The sequence below is a fragment of the Caballeronia arationis genome, assembly GCF_001544975.2.
GTDB lineage: Bacteria > Pseudomonadota > Gammaproteobacteria > Burkholderiales > Burkholderiaceae > Caballeronia > Caballeronia arationis.
Map to the genome: position 1 here is coordinate 42923 of NZ_FCOG02000019.1, position 14983 is coordinate 57905.

Genomic DNA, 14983 nt, shown 5'->3' on the forward strand with positions numbered 1-14983 from the left:
ACTACACTTGCGGTACTCTCTCGCCGCCCCAGAACAGAACACTAATGAAAACCGAAATGTTTTCGCCGCTAAAGGTGATGCAAGGCGTGGCGCTCCGAACGGCCGTGTCGGTCGCGGTATCCATCGCGGTTGCGACATCCTTCGCGGCCATGCCCGGCGAAGCCTTCGCAAAAACCACCACGGCGTCCAAGACGGCCGCCAAGAAATCCACGCAATCCGAATCTGCCGCCGCAACGCCCCGGGCGAAGAAGTCCGCGAAGACCGCCAAGGCTGCACCGGCCGCGAAGTCCGCCAAAGTCGCCGCTGCGGACGACGACGATGACGCGCCCCGCGCGTCGCGCAAGCGTCGCGTGAACTACCGGATGGACCCGCACGGCCGCCGCAGCGCGGTGCACGCCGTCGCGTTCCAGCCGCGCACGCCGAGCGTCGGCCAGGCGTTCGGGCTGCACGAAACGCCGGACACCCTTGCGCTGCGTTCGAGCGTCGCCTATGTGGTCGACCAGAACACGCAGGAAATGCTGTTCGACAAGAACTCGCGCGCAGTCGTGCCGATCGCGTCGATCACGAAGCTGATGACGGCCATGGTCGTGCTCGATTCGCACGCCGCGCTCAACGAAGAACTCCAGGTCACGGACGAAGATCGTGACTACGAGAAGTACACGGGCTCGCGGCTCGCGGTCGGCTCGGTGCTCAATCGCGAAGACATGCTGCACATCGCGCTGATGGCGTCGGAGAATCGCGCAGCCGCCGCGCTGTCGCGCTACTACGCGAACGGCCGTCCGGGCTTCATCGCCGCGATGAATGCGAAGGCGAAGTCACTCGGCATGATGGACACGCACTTCGAGAATTCCACGGGTCTGACGAGCCAGAACGTGTCGAGCGCTCGCGACCTCGTGAAGATGGTCAACGCGGCGTACCAGTATCCGCTGATCCGCAAGTTCTCGACCGACACCAGCTACGACGTGTTCACGGGCAAGCGCAATATCGCCTACCGAAGCACGAACGCACTGATCCGCAATCCGTCGTGGGACATCGGCCTGCAGAAGACGGGTTTCATCAACGAAGCGGGCGAGTGCCTCGTGATGCAGGCGACCATCAACGGCCGGCCGGTCGTGATGGTGTTGCTCGATTCGTCGGGCAAGTATTCGCGTTTCGCCGACGCGGGCCGTCTGCGCTCGTATCTCGATACGGCTGGCGAGCCGCGCATCACCAGCGCGGACGCGGGCGGCGGCGGGACCTGATTTCCCGCAGCAGCCAGAAAAAAACCGGATTCATCGCGAGATGAATCCGGTTTTGTTTTTGGTCGCCGCGTTTGCGGTTCTGTCTGTCAGCGATGCGGCTGTGGCTGCGCCGCTTGAGTCGCTTCCGCGTGATAGCCGAGCGAGCGCGAAATTTCGAGCGCCGTATGGCTCAGTTGCTTGAGCCATGCATCCTGAAGACGGTCAGCGGGCGCCGAGAGCGACAATCCCGCGACCAGCCGCCCCGTATCGTCGTAGATGCCGGCGGCGATGCAGCGCACGCCCAGCTCCAGTTCCTCGTTGTCGCGCGCGCACGCCTGCTGGCGCACGAAGGTCAGTTCGCGCTCGAGCTTGGCAAGATCCGTGATGCTGTTCTGCGTATGCCCCGACAGGCCCGTGCGCGTGGCGTAGGCGCGTACGCGCGACGCTTCGTCGGCGGCGAGAAAGAGTTTGCCGACCGAAGTCAGATGCAGCGGCGCCCGGCCGCCGATCGCCCGCACCACCTGCATGCCCGAGCGCTCGGAATACGCGCGCTCGATATACACGATCTCGTCGCCCTGACGCACCGAGAGATTGACCGTCTGGCCCGTCTGGCGGTGCAGTTCGCGCATCGGCGGCATCGCGGCTTCGCGCACCGACAGGCGCGCCTTCACCAGATTGCCGAGTTCGAGCAGCCGCATGCCGAGCCGGTACGTACCCGGGTCCGACCGGTCGACGAGCCGGCACAGCACCATGTCGTTCAGGATGCGGTGCGCCGTCGACGGATGCAGCGCCGTGCTCTGGGCAAGTTCCTTCAGGCTGACGGGATCGGTGTGCGCGGCGAGGGCATCGAGAAGCTTCATCATGCGCTCGATGACCTGGATGGACGTTTTGGATTCCGGGTTCGTATCGCTCATCGTGGAAAATCGGTTGACGCGTCAAACAGCGGAACCGCAATTGTATCTCGTAATGTGAAAAAGATGTGCGCCACCGGTCTTACCCTTTTAATCGGCGGGCGCCCGCGCGTGTAGATTAATCGCAGATAATCGGGGACGTTTTCCGTACGAGTCGAAAAGAGGAAGTCCCCATGCGAGTCGGTTTGTTCGTTACCTGTCTCATCGACCTGATGCGGCCGGAGATCGGTTTTTCCGTCATCAAGCTGATCGAAAATGCCGGATTCGAGGTCGTCGTGCCGCCCGCGCAGACCTGCTGCGGCCAGCCGGCCTATAACTCCGGCGACCGTCCGCTCGCGCGCGATCTCGCCGAAAAGACGCTGCGCGAGTTCGAGCAGTTCGACTATGTGGTGGTGCCATCGGGCTCGTGCGGCGGGATGATCCGCGCGCATTACGGCGACCTCTTTCGCGACGATCCCGAACTGATGAATCGCTACGGGCGCCTGCAACCGCGCGTGTTCGAACTGACCGATTTCCTCGTGACGGTCGCGAAGGCGCGCATCGAGCCGGGCGTGTTCGAGGGCGCCGTGACGTATCACGACTCGTGCTCGGGCCTGCGCGAACTCGGCGTGAAGGCGCAGCCGCGCGCGCTGCTCGCGCAGGCGGGCGTGCCGGTCACGGAGATGAAGGGCTGCGAGCACTGCTGCGGCTTCGGCGGCACGTTCGCGGTGAAGTACGGTGACATCTCGACGGCCATCGTCGACGAAAAGTGCGCCAACATTCGCGAGAGCGGCGTGAACGCCGTCGTGCTCGGCGACCTCGGCTGCATGCTCAATATCGAAGGACGCCTGCGCCGCACTGGCGACACCGCGACACGCGTCCTGCATATCGCGCAAGTCCTCGCGGGCGACGCCTGACCGCCAACCGGAGCCGCCATGCAAGTCCAGACTATGCAGTTCAAGGCGCGCGCGGGCAGCAAGCTCGCCGACGAACGCCTGCAACAGAACCTGACCAAGCTGTCGACGAAATTCGTCAGCGCCCGCGCGAGCGCGATCACTGCGATCGACTTCGAAGCCACGCGCGCCGCGTTAAAAGAGCGTCGCAACCGCGCTCTGGAAAACCTCGACGTTTGGCTCGAAACTTTCGAGCGCGAAGCGACCCGCCGCGGCGCGACGGTGCTCTACGCGGAATCGACGCAGGACGCGGCGCGGCTCGTCGCGGACATCGCGCGCAAGCACGACGTCAGGAAGGTGATCAAGACGAAGTCGATGGTGTCGGAGGAAATGCAACTGAACCGCGTGCTCGGCGAGATGGGCGTGCAGTCGATCGAAACGGACCTCGGCGAATACATCCTCCAGATCAACGACAACGAACCGCCGAGCCACATCATTGCGCCCGTCGTCCACAAGGACAAGGAGGAGATCGCCGATCTCTTTGCGAAGACGCATCACAAGCCGCGCCTGACCGAGATTCCCGACATGACGCGTGAGGCGCGGGAGGTGCTGCGGCCGCACTTCATGTCGGCGGACATGGGCGTGACGGGCGGCAATTTCGTGATCGCGGAGACGGGATCGGTCGCGGTCGTGACCAACGAAGGCAACGAAGGCATGTGCACGGTGATGCCGCGCGTGCACGTGGCCGTGACGGGCATCGAAAAGGTGCTGCCGACGCTCGAAGACCTCGCCACCGCGATGCGCCTCTTGCCGCGCTCGGCAACCGGGCAGACGATGTCGAACTACTTCTCGCTCCTGACCGGACCGCGCGCGCCAGGAGAACTCGACGGGCCCGAGCATATGTATTTCGTGCTCGTTGATGGCGGGCGTACCGGGCTCATCGGCGGGGAATTCCAGGAGATGCTGCGCTGCATCCGCTGCGGCGCGTGCATGAATCACTGCCCGGTGTATCAGAAGATCGGCGGGCATGCGTATGGATGGGTGTATCCGGGACCGATGGGGTCGGTGCTGACGCCGGCTTATATCGGCATCGATCGCGCGCTCGATCTGCCGCAGGCCGCGACGCTTTGCGGTGAGTGCAACAGCGTCTGTCCGGTTGGAATCCCGCTGTCGGACCTGCTGCGCAAGCTGCGCGAGAAGCAGGTGGAGCGGCGTCTGAGGCCTTGGCGTGAACGCGCGGCGCTGTCTGTCTGGGGCTTCCTGGCGCTGCATCCCGACTGGTATGCGCTCTTCACGAAGCTGTCGGTGCGCATTCTCGAGCGCATGGGCGGGAGCCGCAAAGCGATCACGCGGATGCCGCTCGGCGGCGGCTGGACCAATACCCGCGATATGCCCGCCCCTGTCGGGCGGACGTTTCGCGAACTCTATAAAGCGCAGCGATCGCATATCGGTTGATCCGGCATCGCATCCAACGAAAAAGCCGCGCGAATCCGAAAGGACTCACGCGGCCTTTTATTGCGTGCGTCTGCTTGGGCGCTGCCTCAACCGCCGAACGGTCCCAAACTCTGACGCGGCGGAGGTCCGCTGCGGCTGCCGCCCTGATTGCCCGACGGAGCGGGCGCCACGGTCGGCCGGCTCGGCGCTGCTCCGCCAACCGCGACCGGCGGCGGATGTCCGCCACCTCCGCCTGCCTGCGGTCCGCCCTGTCCACCGTGATTTCCGCCGCCACCGCCACCGCCACCACCTGCCTGCTGTCCCGGCGGCGGTCCGTTGTGTCCGCCGTGCCCGCCGCCTTCCCCTTGCGGCCGACCTTGCCAGGCACCCGACGGATGCCGGTAGCCGGGGCCATCGTCCCAATATCGACGCGGCGGCGGGCCGTAGTAACCCGGGCCGTAGTAGCTTCCGCCGCCGACATACACGCCGGACTGCACGACCGGGCCGCCATAACCATAGGCGCCATAACCTGGGTCGTACCCGGCGGGATAACCGCCGCCGTAAGCGGGCGTACCGTCCGGATAGACCGCACACCCGGCGACGAGCGCCGACGAAGCGATGACGATTCCTGCGACTGCGAGTTTCATGATGTTGGCAAAACCGTTGACCGATTACTAATCAGACACCGCGCCGGCGCGGGTGTCCCCGAAAACTTTGTAAGCCTTTATAACTGGCGGTGGAATTATCCACACATCGCGCACGGTGATACGTCTTATTGCTTTTCGCGCAACAAACCTTTGCTTTTAAGTGTCTTTATGAGATAAGGGCAAACCCGTAGACTTCTACCTGTCGAAAAGTGGGCCTGTTGCCCGCGCGACATCGAAGCAGGGGTGCTCAATGAAAAAGACAATATCGACCTACTGGCCTGTCGCGATCCTCGTTCCGATCGTTCTTGCCGTCTATCTTCACGCCGCGAACAGCGGCCATGCCGACGCCACGCCCGGCGAACTGGCGAGCAGCGCGAACGTAAGCGCGGAACTCGCGCGCGCGGTGTCCTTCGGGTACGTCGAACCGGACGGCATGTGGAGCCCCGCTGGTGCATCGCCCGACGATGCGGCGCCGTCGCCGCGCGTGCTCTGACCTGCGTTTTTAAGCGCGTTCCGATGGCGCTGCCCGTTGTATCGGGCGCTTTTTTCCTGCTCTTTGTATAATTCGCGAGAATTTGCGAAAGCGGCGGGCGGTTGCGCGCGCCGGTTAAATCCCGCTCAACCCCACGCCGCCTCCCAACGATGAACTCGATCGCCGTCTGCTTCGTGTGTCTCGGCAACATTTGCCGCTCGCCGAGCGCCGAGGCCGTGATGCTGCATCGCGTGGCGCAGGCTAAGCTTGCGGACCGCATCGTCGTCGATTCGGCCGGCACCGGCGACTGGCACATCGGCCAGCCGCCCGACGAGCGCGCGCAGCGCGCGGCCAAACGGCGCGGCTACGACCTTTCGCCGTTGCGGGGACGCCAGATCGCGGCCGCCGACTTCGCGCGCTTCGACCTCCTGATCGCGATGGACGACGCCAACGCCGCCGCGCTGACGGAAGTCTGCCCGCCGGAGCATCGCGACAAGATTCGTCTGTTGATGGAATTCGCGACGCGCGACGACAGCCGCGTGGTCGTAGATCCGTATTTCGGTGACGACGACGGCTTCGAGCGCGTGCTGGATCAGTGCGAGGACGCCTGCGAAGGGCTCTTGAAGGCGCTGCGCACGCAACTCGTGGTCTAGAGCGCCGCCCCCAGGACGGTCGCCGGTCCTTAAGTAAATTCCTATAGATTTTCCGGCGGGGATACTTGACTAAATCTGTAGGCTATTTATACTGGACGAAAATCCTCAAGTATTAGCGGTAGCCCCCAAATTATGAGACTCACCACGAAAGGCCGTTTCGCCGTCACGGCGATGATCGACCTGGCATTGCGCCAGGAGCAGGGCCCGGTGACGCTGGCCGGCATCAGCCAGCGCCAGCGCATCTCGCTTTCCTACCTCGAGCAGTTGTTCGGCAAGCTGCGCCGGCACGAGATCGTCGAATCGGTCCGCGGGCCGGGCGGCGGCTACAACCTCGCGCGCCGCGCGGAGAACGTGACGGTGGCGGACATCATCATCGCGGTGGACGAGCCGATCGACGCCACGCAGTGCGGCGGCAAGGGCACCTGCGAAGGTACGAAGCAGCACGACGGCCACTGCATGACCCACGAACTCTGGGCGACGCTCAACCAGAAAATGGTCGAGTACCTCGATTCGGTGTCGCTCAAGGATCTCGTCGACCAGCAGCGGGCCCGTGAAGGATCGCCGGCGGTGCTGCGCGACCGGCGCGCCGAGTCGGCGGGCGTCGATGCGGCGCGCGTGGTGCCGAAGGGACCGAATTCCGTTTTCAACCTGGCGGGCTGACGTTTCCAGCGCGCGCCTTGAGCACTTCGAGCGCAGCGCGGACGTCGAGAACAACGCCATTTGACCGTTTTACCCGGAGCGACTGATGAACAACGATATTCCCCACCTGCCCATTTACATGGATTACAGCGCGACGACCCCCGTCGATCCGCGCGTGGTGGACAAGATGATTCCGTATCTGCGCGAGCAGTTCGGCAATCCGGCGTCGCGCAGCCACCAGTATGGCTGGGACGCGGAGCGGGCGGTCGAGGAAGCGCGCGAGAACGTCGCCGCGCTGGTGAACTGCGATCCGCGCGAAATCATCTGGACGTCGGGCGCAACCGAGTCGGACAACCTCGCGATCAAGGGCGCCGCGCACTTCTACAAAAGCAAGGGAAAGCACCTCATCACGGTGAAGACCGAGCATAAGGCCGTGCTCGACACGATGCGCGAACTCGAGCGCGAAGGCTTCGAAGTCACGTATCTCGACGTGAAGGATGACGGCCTGATCGATCTCGACAAGCTCCAGGCTGCGATCCGCCCGGACACGATCCTCGTCTCGGTGATGAGCGTGAACAACGAGATCGGCGTGATTCAGGACATCGAGGCGATCGGCGAGATCATGCGTGCGAAGGGCATCATTTTCCACGTCGACGCGGCGCAGGCCACCGGCAAGATCGCAATCGACCTGCAGAAGCTCAAGGTCGACCTGATGTCGTTCTCGGCGCACAAGACGTACGGCCCGAAGGGCATCGGCGCGCTGTACGTGCGTCGCAAGCCGCGCGTGCGCATCGAAGCGCAGATGCACGGTGGCGGCCACGAGCGCGGCATGCGCTCGGGCACGCTCGCGACGCATCAGATCGTCGGCATGGGCGAGGCGTTCCGCATCGCACGCGAAGAAATGGCGACCGAGAACGAGCGCATCCGCATGCTGCGCGACCGCCTGCTGAAGGGCCTGCAGGATATCGAAGAGGTGTACGTCAACGGCGACATGGAACGCCGCGTGCCGCACAACCTGAACATCAGCTTCAACTTCGTCGAAGGCGAGTCACTGATCATGGCGGTGAAGGATGTCGCGGTGTCGTCGGGTTCGGCTTGCACGTCGGCGTCGCTTGAGCCGTCGTATGTGCTGCGCGCGCTCGGCCGCAACGACGAACTCGCGCACAGCTCGATTCGCTTCACAGTTGGTCGCTTCACGACCGAGCAGGACGTCGACTACGTGATCAACCTGCTGAAGAGCAAGATCGCCAAGTTGCGCGATTTGTCGCCGCTCTGGGAAATGCACAAGGATGGCATCGATATCTCGACCATCCATTGGGCCGCGCACTAAGCGCCCCGGATCACGACGGAATCGACGACCACACACGGAATACGAAAGGAGTTTCAATCATGGCATACAGCGACAAGGTTCTGGACCACTACGAAAACCCGCGCAATGTCGGCTCGTTCGGCAAGGACGACGACACGGTCGGCACCGGCATGGTCGGCGCCCCGGCTTGCGGCGACGTGATGAAGCTGCAGATCCGCGTGGGCGCGGACGGCGTGATCGAAGATGCGAAGTTCAAGACGTACGGCTGCGGCTCGGCCATTGCCTCCAGCTCGCTCGTGACCGAGTGGGTGAAGGGCAAGACGCTCGACCAGGCGCTGACGATCAAGAACACGCATATCGCGGAAGAACTCGCGCTGCCGCCGGTGAAGATCCACTGCTCGATCCTCGCGGAAGACGCGATCAAGGCAGCGGTCGCCGACTACAAGCAGCGTCACGGCGCGGTGGCTCCGGCAGCAGCGGAAGCCGAAGCGAAGCAGCACGCGGCGTAACGAGCGGACGGACGCGCCCGACAGGGTCGCGCCCCTGATTTTCGATGCAGAGCAAGGCCGCAGTTTGCGACCGCCGGATCTGAACAGGCTTCGAGCGGACGAGCAGCTGCGGGAACGAGAGACTATGGCAATCACGTTGACCGAAAAAGCGGCACAGCACGTGCACAAGTATCTGACGCGACGCGGCAAGGGCGTCGGCCTGCGCTTGGGCGTTCGTACGACGGGCTGCTCGGGCCTTGCGTACAAGCTCGAGTACGTCGACGAGCTTTCGCCGGAAGATCAGGTGTTCGAGTCGGCGGGCGTGAAGATCATCATCGATCCGAAAAGCCTCGCCTATCTCGACGGCACCGAACTCGACTTCGCTCGCGAAGGATTGAATGAAGGCTTTCGCTTCAACAATCCGAACGCGAAGGACGAGTGCGGCTGCGGCGAGTCGTTCCGGGTTTGACGCCGGGAGTACCGGCCAGAGAGGCGGCGCGTGCCGCCTTTTTCTTTCGTGCTTCCGCTTATTGCATTTGCTTCACCTGACCCATCATGGCCACGCTCAACGACAGCCACTTCGACCTGTTCCATCTCCCGCCGACCTTCTCCGTCGACCAGCCGTCGCTCGACGACGCGTATCGCACGGTACAGGCGCAGGTGCATCCCGACCGCTTCGCGGCGGCCGGCGACGCGCAGCGGCGCATCGCGATGCAATGGGCGACGCGCACGAACGAGGCATACCAGACGCTGCGCGATCCGTTGAAGCGCGCGCGCTACATGCTGTCGCTGCGCGGCGTCGATGTCGACGCGGCGAACAACACCGCGATGGAGCCTGCGTTCCTGATGCAGCAGATGGAATGGCGCGAGAACATCGAGGACGCGGCGGATGCGAAGAATCTCGGCGCGCTCGAAGCGCTGCTCGACGAGTTGCGCGACGAAGAGCGCCAGCGCTTTTACAAGCTCGCGGCGCTGATCGACAGCCACGCGGATCAGGCGGCGGGCGAAGCCGTACGCCAGCTGATGTTCATCGAGCGCGTGGCGAGCGAAATCGGCGCGCAGATCGAGAAGCTGGAACACGCATAAAAGCGAAGCACCCACGCGCGCATAACCCCCACTAGAACAACGATGGCTTTACTGCAAATCTCAGAACCCGGCATGGCGCCCGCGCCGCATCAGCGACGCGTGGCGATCGGCATCGATCTCGGCACGACCAACTCGCTGGTCGCCGCCGTGCGCAACAGCGTGCCCGAAGTGCTGCCCGACGAAGACGGCCACATGCTGCTGCCGTCTGTCGTGCGCTATCTCGAAAAGGGCGGGCGGCGCATCGGCCGGGTCGCAAAGGAAGAAGCGGCGCTCGATCCGCGCAACACGATCGTGTCGGTGAAGCGCTTCATGGGGCGCGGCAAGAGCGAAGTGGAAGGGGCGGAAAACGCGCCCTACGATTTCATCGATGCGCCGGGCATGGTGCAGATCCGCACCATCGACGGCGTGAAGAGCCCGGTCGAAGTGTCGGCGGAGATTCTCGCGACGCTGCGTTATCGCGCGGAAGACACGCTCGGCGAGGACCTCGTCGGCGCGGTGATCACGGTGCCCGCCTATTTCGACGAAGCCCAGCGCCAGGCGACCAAGGACGCCGCGCGCCTCGCGGGCCTGAACGTCCTGCGCCTCCTGAACGAGCCGACTGCGGCGGCCATCGCCTACGGTCTGGATAACGCGTCCGAAGGCCTGTACGCCGTCTACGACCTCGGCGGCGGAACGTTCGACCTGTCGATCCTGAAGCTCACGAAGGGTGTGTTCGAAGTGCTCGCGGCGGGTGGCGACTCCGCGCTCGGCGGCGACGACTTCGACCACGCGCTGTATCGCCATGTGGTCGCGGAGGCCGGCATTGAAATCGGCACGCCCGAGGACGTGCGCCTCCTGCTCGATCGCGTGCGGACGGCGAAGGAAGCGCTTTCCGATACGCCGGAAGCACGCATCGACGTAACGCTTTCGAGCGGCAAGTCGATCGACGTGACGATCACCGAAGCGCAATTTGCGACGCTCACCGAAGCGCTCGTCGCGCGCACGCTCACGCCGACCCGCAAAGCGCTGCGCGACGCGAAGGTGGCGCCGGCCGACATCAAGGGCGTGGTGCTGGTCGGCGGGGCGACGCGCATGCCGGTGATCCGGCGCGCCGTCGAACAGTATTTCGGCCAGCCGCCGCTCATCAATCTCGACCCGGATCAGGTCGTCGCGCTGGGCGCTGCGATCCAGGCGGACCTGCTCGCCGGCAATCGCCGCGGCGACGGCGACGACTGGCTGCTGCTCGACGTGATTCCGCTCTCGCTTGGCGTCGAGACAATGGGCGGCCTGACCGAGAAGATCATCCCGCGCAATTCGACGATTCCCGTCGCGCGCGCGCAGGATTTCACGACTTTCAAGGACGGCCAGACCGCGATGGCGATTCACGTCGTGCAGGGCGAGCGCGAGCTTGTCGCCGACTGCCGGTCGCTGGCGCGCTTCGAGCTGCGTGGCATTCCGCCGATGGCGGCGGGCGCCGCGCGCATCCGCGTGACGTATCAGGTCGACGCGGACGGCCTTCTGTCCGTGTTCGCGCGCGAACAGGAATCGGGCGTGGAGGCGTCGGTGGTGGTGAAGCCGTCGTACGGTCTTGCCGACGACGACATCGCGCGCATGCTCGAAGAGAGCTTTACCACGGCCGAGACGGACATGCGCGCCCGTGCGCTGCGCGAGGCGCAGGTGGAAGCCGAGCGTCTCGTCGAAGCAACGCAGGCCGCGCTCGCCGCCGATCCGGAACTCCTCGACGACACCGAACGCGCCGAGATCGACGCACTCGTCACGGAACTGGCCGCGATTGCGCGGGGCGACGACCACGATGCGATCGAGACCGCGACCAAGGCGCTCTCGGAGGCGACCGACGAATTCGCCGCGCGCCGGATGAACAAGAGCATTCGCCGCGCGCTCGCGGGCCGCAAGCTTGACGACGTCTGATCGAACCATCGAATCTACGGAAAGACTCATGCCTCAAATCGTTGTACTGCCTCATGTGGAACTGTGCCCGGACGGCGCGGTGATCGACGCCGACCTGAGCAAAAGCATCTGCGACAACCTGCTGGATCACGGCATCGAGATCGAGCATGCCTGCGAGAAGTCGTGCGCGTGCACGACGTGCCACGTGATCATCCGCGAGGGCTTCAACGCGCTCACGCCGTCGGAAGAAGACGAGGACGATCTGCTCGACAAGGCCTGGGGCCTCGAGCCGACATCGCGGTTATCATGTCAGGCGATGGTGCCGGCCAAAGAGGATCTGGTGGTTGAGATCCCGCGCTACTCCATCAATCACGCAAAGGAAAATCACTGACAGGAGCGCTTGCCATGAAGTGGACGGACACGCAGGAGATCGCGATGGCATTGACCGACGCGCATCAGGAAATAGATCCCCAATATGTGCGTTTCACGGACCTGCATCGCTGGATTACCGAGCTGGAAGGCTTCGACGACGATCCGTCGAAGTCGAATGAAAAGATTCTCGAAGCGATTCAGGCTGCGTGGATCGAAGACGCGGATTATTGAGCGCTCGCAGTGCGCGCATGATTTCCGCGGCGCAGCAGGCAAAGCAAAACAAAACGGCGATTCCGCGAGGAACCGCCGTTTTGTTTTTGTGCTCTCTTCTCGACGAGAGCAGCCGGATCAGCCCGCGGAGAGCGTGCCGTTGCGCACGCGGACCGGCTGGCCTTGTTGGAACGGCGGCGGCTCGCGATACGTGAACGTGCGGTACTTACCATTCTCCATTCGCACGCGAACGGTGTAGTCGGTCTCGCTGCGGATGTGCTTCTCGACCGAATTGCCGGCGAGGCCGCCGCCGAGCGCGCCGAGGAGAGTCATCGCGGTGCGGCCGCCGCCGTTGCCGAACTGATTGCCTACGACACCGCCCGCCACCGCACCTCCAACCGCGCCGATGCCGGTACCGTGGCCTTCATGCTTGACGGCCGTGATCGATTCGACGGTTCCACAGGTCGAGCAGTACGCCGGCTTTTGCGCGTAGGACGGCTGGGGCGGAGCAGCGGGTTGCGCGGGCGGTTGTTGAGCCAGTTGCTGCTGTTGTTGCGCCGCGGCTTGCTGCGCTGCGGCCTGCTGTTGAGCTTGCTGCTGGGCCTGCTGTTGCTCGGCGGCTCGCTGGGCCGCCTGCTGTTGAGCCGCAGTCTGCTGCTGAGCCGCTTGCTGCTGGGCGGCAGCCGCGCTCGGAGACGCCGAATCGACGACGGGTTGCGGCGCGACCGCGGCTGTCTGCGTTTGCCCGTTCTGCGCGAGATTGCTCGACGCCTTGGGGAAGATCCCGGTGATAGCAGCCGTCGCCGCGAGACTCGCGACAATGACCGCGCCCGCCGCCGTCGCGATGAGCGGGTGCAGGCGTCGCGGTTGCGACGCACCGGTCGTGGTGAGCTTGTCGTTCATGTCAGCCATGTTGAACCTCCGCTTCGAGGCGCGTTATTCATGAGACGTAGTTTCGCGGAAAACGCTCCCGCACGCATTTCAATCTGTAACAGAAACTGACGCTCGTTCCCGCGATTCAAGCACTTTCAGTGCCAGAACAGGGGCGCTCCACGATGCTCCGGAACATCGCGATGCACATGGCCGGCAAGCTTTTACCGATGGTTACACTCGTTGCGGATGAATAAACGCGCACCGTGCGGTGCGCGTTTTTTTCAATGACTTAGCCGCAAGTAACTCAGTCTTCGCGACGCAGATGCGGAAACAGGATCACGTCGCGGATGCTCGGGCTGTCGGTGAGCAGCATCACCAGACGGTCGATACCGATGCCGCAGCCGCCCGTCGGCGGCATGCCGTATTCGAGCGCGCGGATATAGTCGGCGTCGTAATACATCGCTTCCTCGTCGCCGGCGTCTTTCTGGTCGACCTGCTTCTGGAAGCGCGCCGCCTGGTCTTCCGGATCGTTCAGCTCGGAGAAGCCGTTCGCGATCTCGCGGCCGGTGATGAACAACTCGAAGCGCTCGGTGATGCCGTCAACCTTGTCCGACGCGCGGGCGAGCGGCGACACTTCGATCGGATAATCGATGATGAAGGTCGGCTCCCACAATTGCGACTCGGCGGTTTCCTCGAAGAGCGCCAGTTGCAGCGAGCCGACGCCCGCGTTGAGAAACGCCGGCTGCGCCGTGTCGACACCGAATTTTTTCAGTTCGGTGCGCAGGAATGCGGCGTCTGCGAGTTGCTCGGTCGTGTATTGCGGCGCGTATTTCTGGATGGCCTGCACGATTGTCAGGCGATGGAACGGCTTGCCGAGATCCAGTTCGCGGCCCTGATACGTGATTGCCGCCGTGCCGCGCGCGTCGATGGCAGCCTGGCGGATCAACTGCTCGGTGAAGTCCATCAGCCACTGATAATCCGTGTAGGCGGCGTAGAACTCCATCATCGTGAATTCCGGATTGTGGCGCGGCGACACGCCCTCGTTACGGAAATTCCGGTTGATTTCGAACACGCGCTCGAAGCCGCCGACGATCAGCCGCTTCAGGTAAAGCTCCGGCGCGATGCGCAGGAACATCTGCATGTCGAGTGCGTTGTGATGCGTGACGAAAGGCTTGGCCGCCGCGCCGCCGGGAATCGGGTGCAACATCGGCGTTTCGACTTCCATGAAGTTCGCCTGAGCCATGAAATTGCGGATCGACGTGAACGCCTTCGTGCGCGCGATGAACGTCTGACGCGCTTCCGGCGTCACGATCAGATCGACATAGCGCTGGCGATAGCGCATTTCCTGGTCGGACAAGCCGTGGAACTTGTCCGGCAGCGGGCGCAGCGCCTTCGAAAGCAGCCGCAGTTCCGTGCAGCGCACCGACAGTTCGCCCTTGTTGGTGCGAAAGAGCACGCCCTTCGCCGCGACGATGTCGCCCAGGTCCCACTTCTTGAAGGCGTCGTAGACTTCGGCGCCGACGTCGGCCGGGGTGATGAAGAACTGGATCTGGCCGCTGCCGTCCTGCACGGTCGCGAAGCTCGCCTTGCCCATCACGCGCTTCAACATCATCCGGCCGGCGAGCGCCACTTGCAGCGGATTCGCTTCGAGCGCTTCCTTGTCGGTCTGCGCGTATTCGGCTTGCAGCGCGGCGGCGTGATGCGTCGGACGAAAGTCGTTCGGGTAGGCGATGCCTTGCTCGCGCAGCGCGCGCAGCTTCTCGCGGCGTTCGGCGACGATCTGGTTCTCTTCCAGTTCGGGAGCGGCGCTCGTCTGGGTCGGTTCGGTCATGGTGATTTGGCTTTGATTTCGGTTGGGCGACAAGCGCGGCATGGCGCGAGCCGGGCAGTGCGCCTCTCGGAAAACGATG

17 protein-coding genes are annotated in these 14983 nt (G+C 64.0%); 13 read left to right on the forward strand and 4 right to left on the reverse strand.

The window, feature by feature from the left end; genetic code table 11:
• The first annotated feature begins 44 nt into the window (after positions 1-44).
• Positions 45-1241: a D-alanyl-D-alanine endopeptidase gene (gene pbpG / locus AWB81_RS13935; RefSeq protein ID WP_062636239.1), complete on the forward strand. Its 1197-nt coding sequence runs from the start codon at positions 45-47 to the stop codon at positions 1239-1241.
• An 86-nt stretch (positions 1242-1327) separates the two neighbouring features.
• On the opposite strand, the gene AWB81_RS13940 is transcribed toward pbpG, so the two are convergent.
• Positions 1328-2134 carry an IclR family transcriptional regulator gene (locus AWB81_RS13940; protein WP_062636241.1) on the reverse strand — a complete coding sequence of 269 codons (807 nt, stop codon included), beginning with the start codon at positions 2132-2134 and terminating at the stop codon, positions 1328-1330.
• A gap of 170 nt (positions 2135-2304) precedes the next feature.
• Between AWB81_RS13940 and AWB81_RS13945 the strand changes: the two genes are divergently transcribed.
• Both AWB81_RS13945 and AWB81_RS13950 read left to right on the forward strand, forming a co-directional pair.
• Positions 2305-3027, forward strand: a complete 723-nt coding sequence (locus AWB81_RS13945) for a (Fe-S)-binding protein (RefSeq protein ID WP_062636243.1) — start codon at positions 2305-2307, stop codon at positions 3025-3027.
• A gap of 18 nt (positions 3028-3045) precedes the next feature.
• Complete coding sequence (locus tag AWB81_RS13950) at positions 3046-4458, forward strand: lactate utilization protein B (protein WP_062636245.1); 1413 nt, start codon at positions 3046-3048, stop codon at positions 4456-4458.
• Positions 4459-4544: 86 nt separating this feature from the next.
• On the opposite strand, the gene AWB81_RS45695 is transcribed toward AWB81_RS13950, so the two are convergent.
• Positions 4545-5084, reverse strand: coding sequence for a hypothetical protein (locus tag AWB81_RS45695; protein WP_062636247.1), 540 nt, complete (start codon positions 5082-5084; stop codon positions 4545-4547).
• Between the two features lie 250 nt (positions 5085-5334).
• Between AWB81_RS45695 and AWB81_RS13960 the strand changes: the two genes are divergently transcribed.
• The 10 genes from AWB81_RS13960 (at position 5335) to iscX (ending at position 12221) form a co-directional block, all read left to right on the forward strand.
• Entirely contained in the window at positions 5335-5577 is a 243-nt protein-coding gene (locus tag AWB81_RS13960; protein ID WP_062636249.1) for a hypothetical protein, read from the forward strand.
• Between the two features lie 149 nt (positions 5578-5726).
• Complete coding sequence (locus tag AWB81_RS13965) at positions 5727-6209, forward strand: low molecular weight protein-tyrosine-phosphatase (RefSeq protein ID WP_062636251.1); 483 nt, start codon at positions 5727-5729, stop codon at positions 6207-6209.
• A 132-nt stretch (positions 6210-6341) separates the two neighbouring features.
• Complete coding sequence (gene iscR / locus AWB81_RS13970; protein ID WP_062636253.1) at positions 6342-6869, forward strand: Fe-S cluster assembly transcriptional regulator IscR; 528 nt, start codon at positions 6342-6344, stop codon at positions 6867-6869.
• Positions 6870-6954: 85 nt separating this feature from the next.
• Positions 6955-8178 (forward strand): IscS subfamily cysteine desulfurase, encoded by a 1224-nt coding sequence (locus AWB81_RS13975; RefSeq protein ID WP_062636260.1) that lies wholly within the window; start codon positions 6955-6957, stop codon positions 8176-8178.
• Positions 8179-8237: 59 nt separating this feature from the next.
• Positions 8238-8666, forward strand: a complete 429-nt coding sequence (gene iscU, locus AWB81_RS13980; RefSeq protein ID WP_062636262.1) for a Fe-S cluster assembly scaffold IscU — start codon at positions 8238-8240, stop codon at positions 8664-8666.
• 124 nt (positions 8667-8790) lie between these two features.
• Positions 8791-9114, forward strand: a complete 324-nt coding sequence (gene iscA / locus AWB81_RS13985) for an iron-sulfur cluster assembly protein IscA (RefSeq protein WP_062636264.1) — start codon at positions 8791-8793, stop codon at positions 9112-9114.
• A gap of 86 nt (positions 9115-9200) precedes the next feature.
• Positions 9201-9731 carry a Fe-S protein assembly co-chaperone HscB gene (gene hscB, locus AWB81_RS13990; RefSeq protein WP_062636266.1) on the forward strand — a complete coding sequence of 177 codons (531 nt, stop codon included), beginning with the start codon at positions 9201-9203 and terminating at the stop codon, positions 9729-9731.
• A 42-nt stretch (positions 9732-9773) separates the two neighbouring features.
• A complete protein-coding gene (hscA, locus tag AWB81_RS13995) occupies positions 9774-11639 on the forward strand; it encodes a Fe-S protein assembly chaperone HscA (protein ID WP_062636268.1) in 1866 nt (621 codons plus the stop codon).
• Positions 11640-11667: 28 nt separating this feature from the next.
• Positions 11668-12009 (forward strand): ISC system 2Fe-2S type ferredoxin, encoded by a 342-nt coding sequence (gene fdx, locus AWB81_RS14000; RefSeq protein ID WP_062636270.1) that lies wholly within the window; start codon positions 11668-11670, stop codon positions 12007-12009.
• A gap of 14 nt (positions 12010-12023) precedes the next feature.
• The gene (gene iscX, locus AWB81_RS14005) at positions 12024-12221 is read left to right on the forward strand and encodes a Fe-S cluster assembly protein IscX (protein ID WP_062636272.1); all 198 of its coding nucleotides are present in this window, start codon (positions 12024-12026) and stop codon (positions 12219-12221) included.
• Positions 12222-12338: 117 nt separating this feature from the next.
• Here the strand turns inward: iscX and AWB81_RS14010 are convergent, their stop codons facing one another.
• A complete protein-coding gene (locus AWB81_RS14010; protein WP_062636274.1) occupies positions 12339-13112 on the reverse strand; it encodes a glycine zipper 2TM domain-containing protein in 774 nt (257 codons plus the stop codon).
• A gap of 265 nt (positions 13113-13377) precedes the next feature.
• Entirely contained in the window at positions 13378-14904 is a 1527-nt protein-coding gene (gene lysS / locus AWB81_RS14015) for a lysine--tRNA ligase (RefSeq protein WP_062636276.1), read from the reverse strand.
• Between the last annotated feature and the right edge of the window lie 79 nt (positions 14905-14983).

What these genes read in the sequence shown, in the direction of transcription:
- AWB81_RS14010 (WP_062636274.1), bottom strand. Translation starts at nt 13,112, where the DNA reads ATGGCTGACATGAACGACAAGCTCACCACGACCGGTGCGTCGCAACCG.
- iscX (WP_062636272.1), top strand. Translation starts at nt 12,024, where the DNA reads ATGAAGTGGACGGACACGCAGGAGATCGCGATGGCATTGACCGACGCG.
- AWB81_RS13950 (WP_062636245.1), top strand. Translation starts at nt 3,046, where the DNA reads ATGCAAGTCCAGACTATGCAGTTCAAGGCGCGCGCGGGCAGCAAGCTC.
- AWB81_RS13940 (WP_062636241.1), bottom strand. Translation starts at nt 2,134, where the DNA reads ATGAGCGATACGAACCCGGAATCCAAAACGTCCATCCAGGTCATCGAG.
- pbpG (WP_062636239.1), top strand. Translation starts at nt 45, where the DNA reads ATGAAAACCGAAATGTTTTCGCCGCTAAAGGTGATGCAAGGCGTGGCG.
- AWB81_RS13975 (WP_062636260.1), top strand. Translation starts at nt 6,955, where the DNA reads ATGAACAACGATATTCCCCACCTGCCCATTTACATGGATTACAGCGCG.
- iscR (WP_062636253.1), top strand. Translation starts at nt 6,342, where the DNA reads ATGAGACTCACCACGAAAGGCCGTTTCGCCGTCACGGCGATGATCGAC.
- hscA (WP_062636268.1), top strand. Translation starts at nt 9,774, where the DNA reads ATGGCTTTACTGCAAATCTCAGAACCCGGCATGGCGCCCGCGCCGCAT.
- iscA (WP_062636264.1), top strand. Translation starts at nt 8,791, where the DNA reads ATGGCAATCACGTTGACCGAAAAAGCGGCACAGCACGTGCACAAGTAT.
- iscU (WP_062636262.1), top strand. Translation starts at nt 8,238, where the DNA reads ATGGCATACAGCGACAAGGTTCTGGACCACTACGAAAACCCGCGCAAT.
- fdx (WP_062636270.1), top strand. Translation starts at nt 11,668, where the DNA reads ATGCCTCAAATCGTTGTACTGCCTCATGTGGAACTGTGCCCGGACGGC.
- AWB81_RS45695 (WP_062636247.1), bottom strand. Translation starts at nt 5,084, where the DNA reads ATGAAACTCGCAGTCGCAGGAATCGTCATCGCTTCGTCGGCGCTCGTC.
- AWB81_RS13945 (WP_062636243.1), top strand. Translation starts at nt 2,305, where the DNA reads ATGCGAGTCGGTTTGTTCGTTACCTGTCTCATCGACCTGATGCGGCCG.
- hscB (WP_062636266.1), top strand. Translation starts at nt 9,201, where the DNA reads ATGGCCACGCTCAACGACAGCCACTTCGACCTGTTCCATCTCCCGCCG.
- AWB81_RS13965 (WP_062636251.1), top strand. Translation starts at nt 5,727, where the DNA reads ATGAACTCGATCGCCGTCTGCTTCGTGTGTCTCGGCAACATTTGCCGC.
- lysS (WP_062636276.1), bottom strand. Translation starts at nt 14,904, where the DNA reads ATGACCGAACCGACCCAGACGAGCGCCGCTCCCGAACTGGAAGAGAAC.
- AWB81_RS13960 (WP_062636249.1), top strand. Translation starts at nt 5,335, where the DNA reads ATGAAAAAGACAATATCGACCTACTGGCCTGTCGCGATCCTCGTTCCG.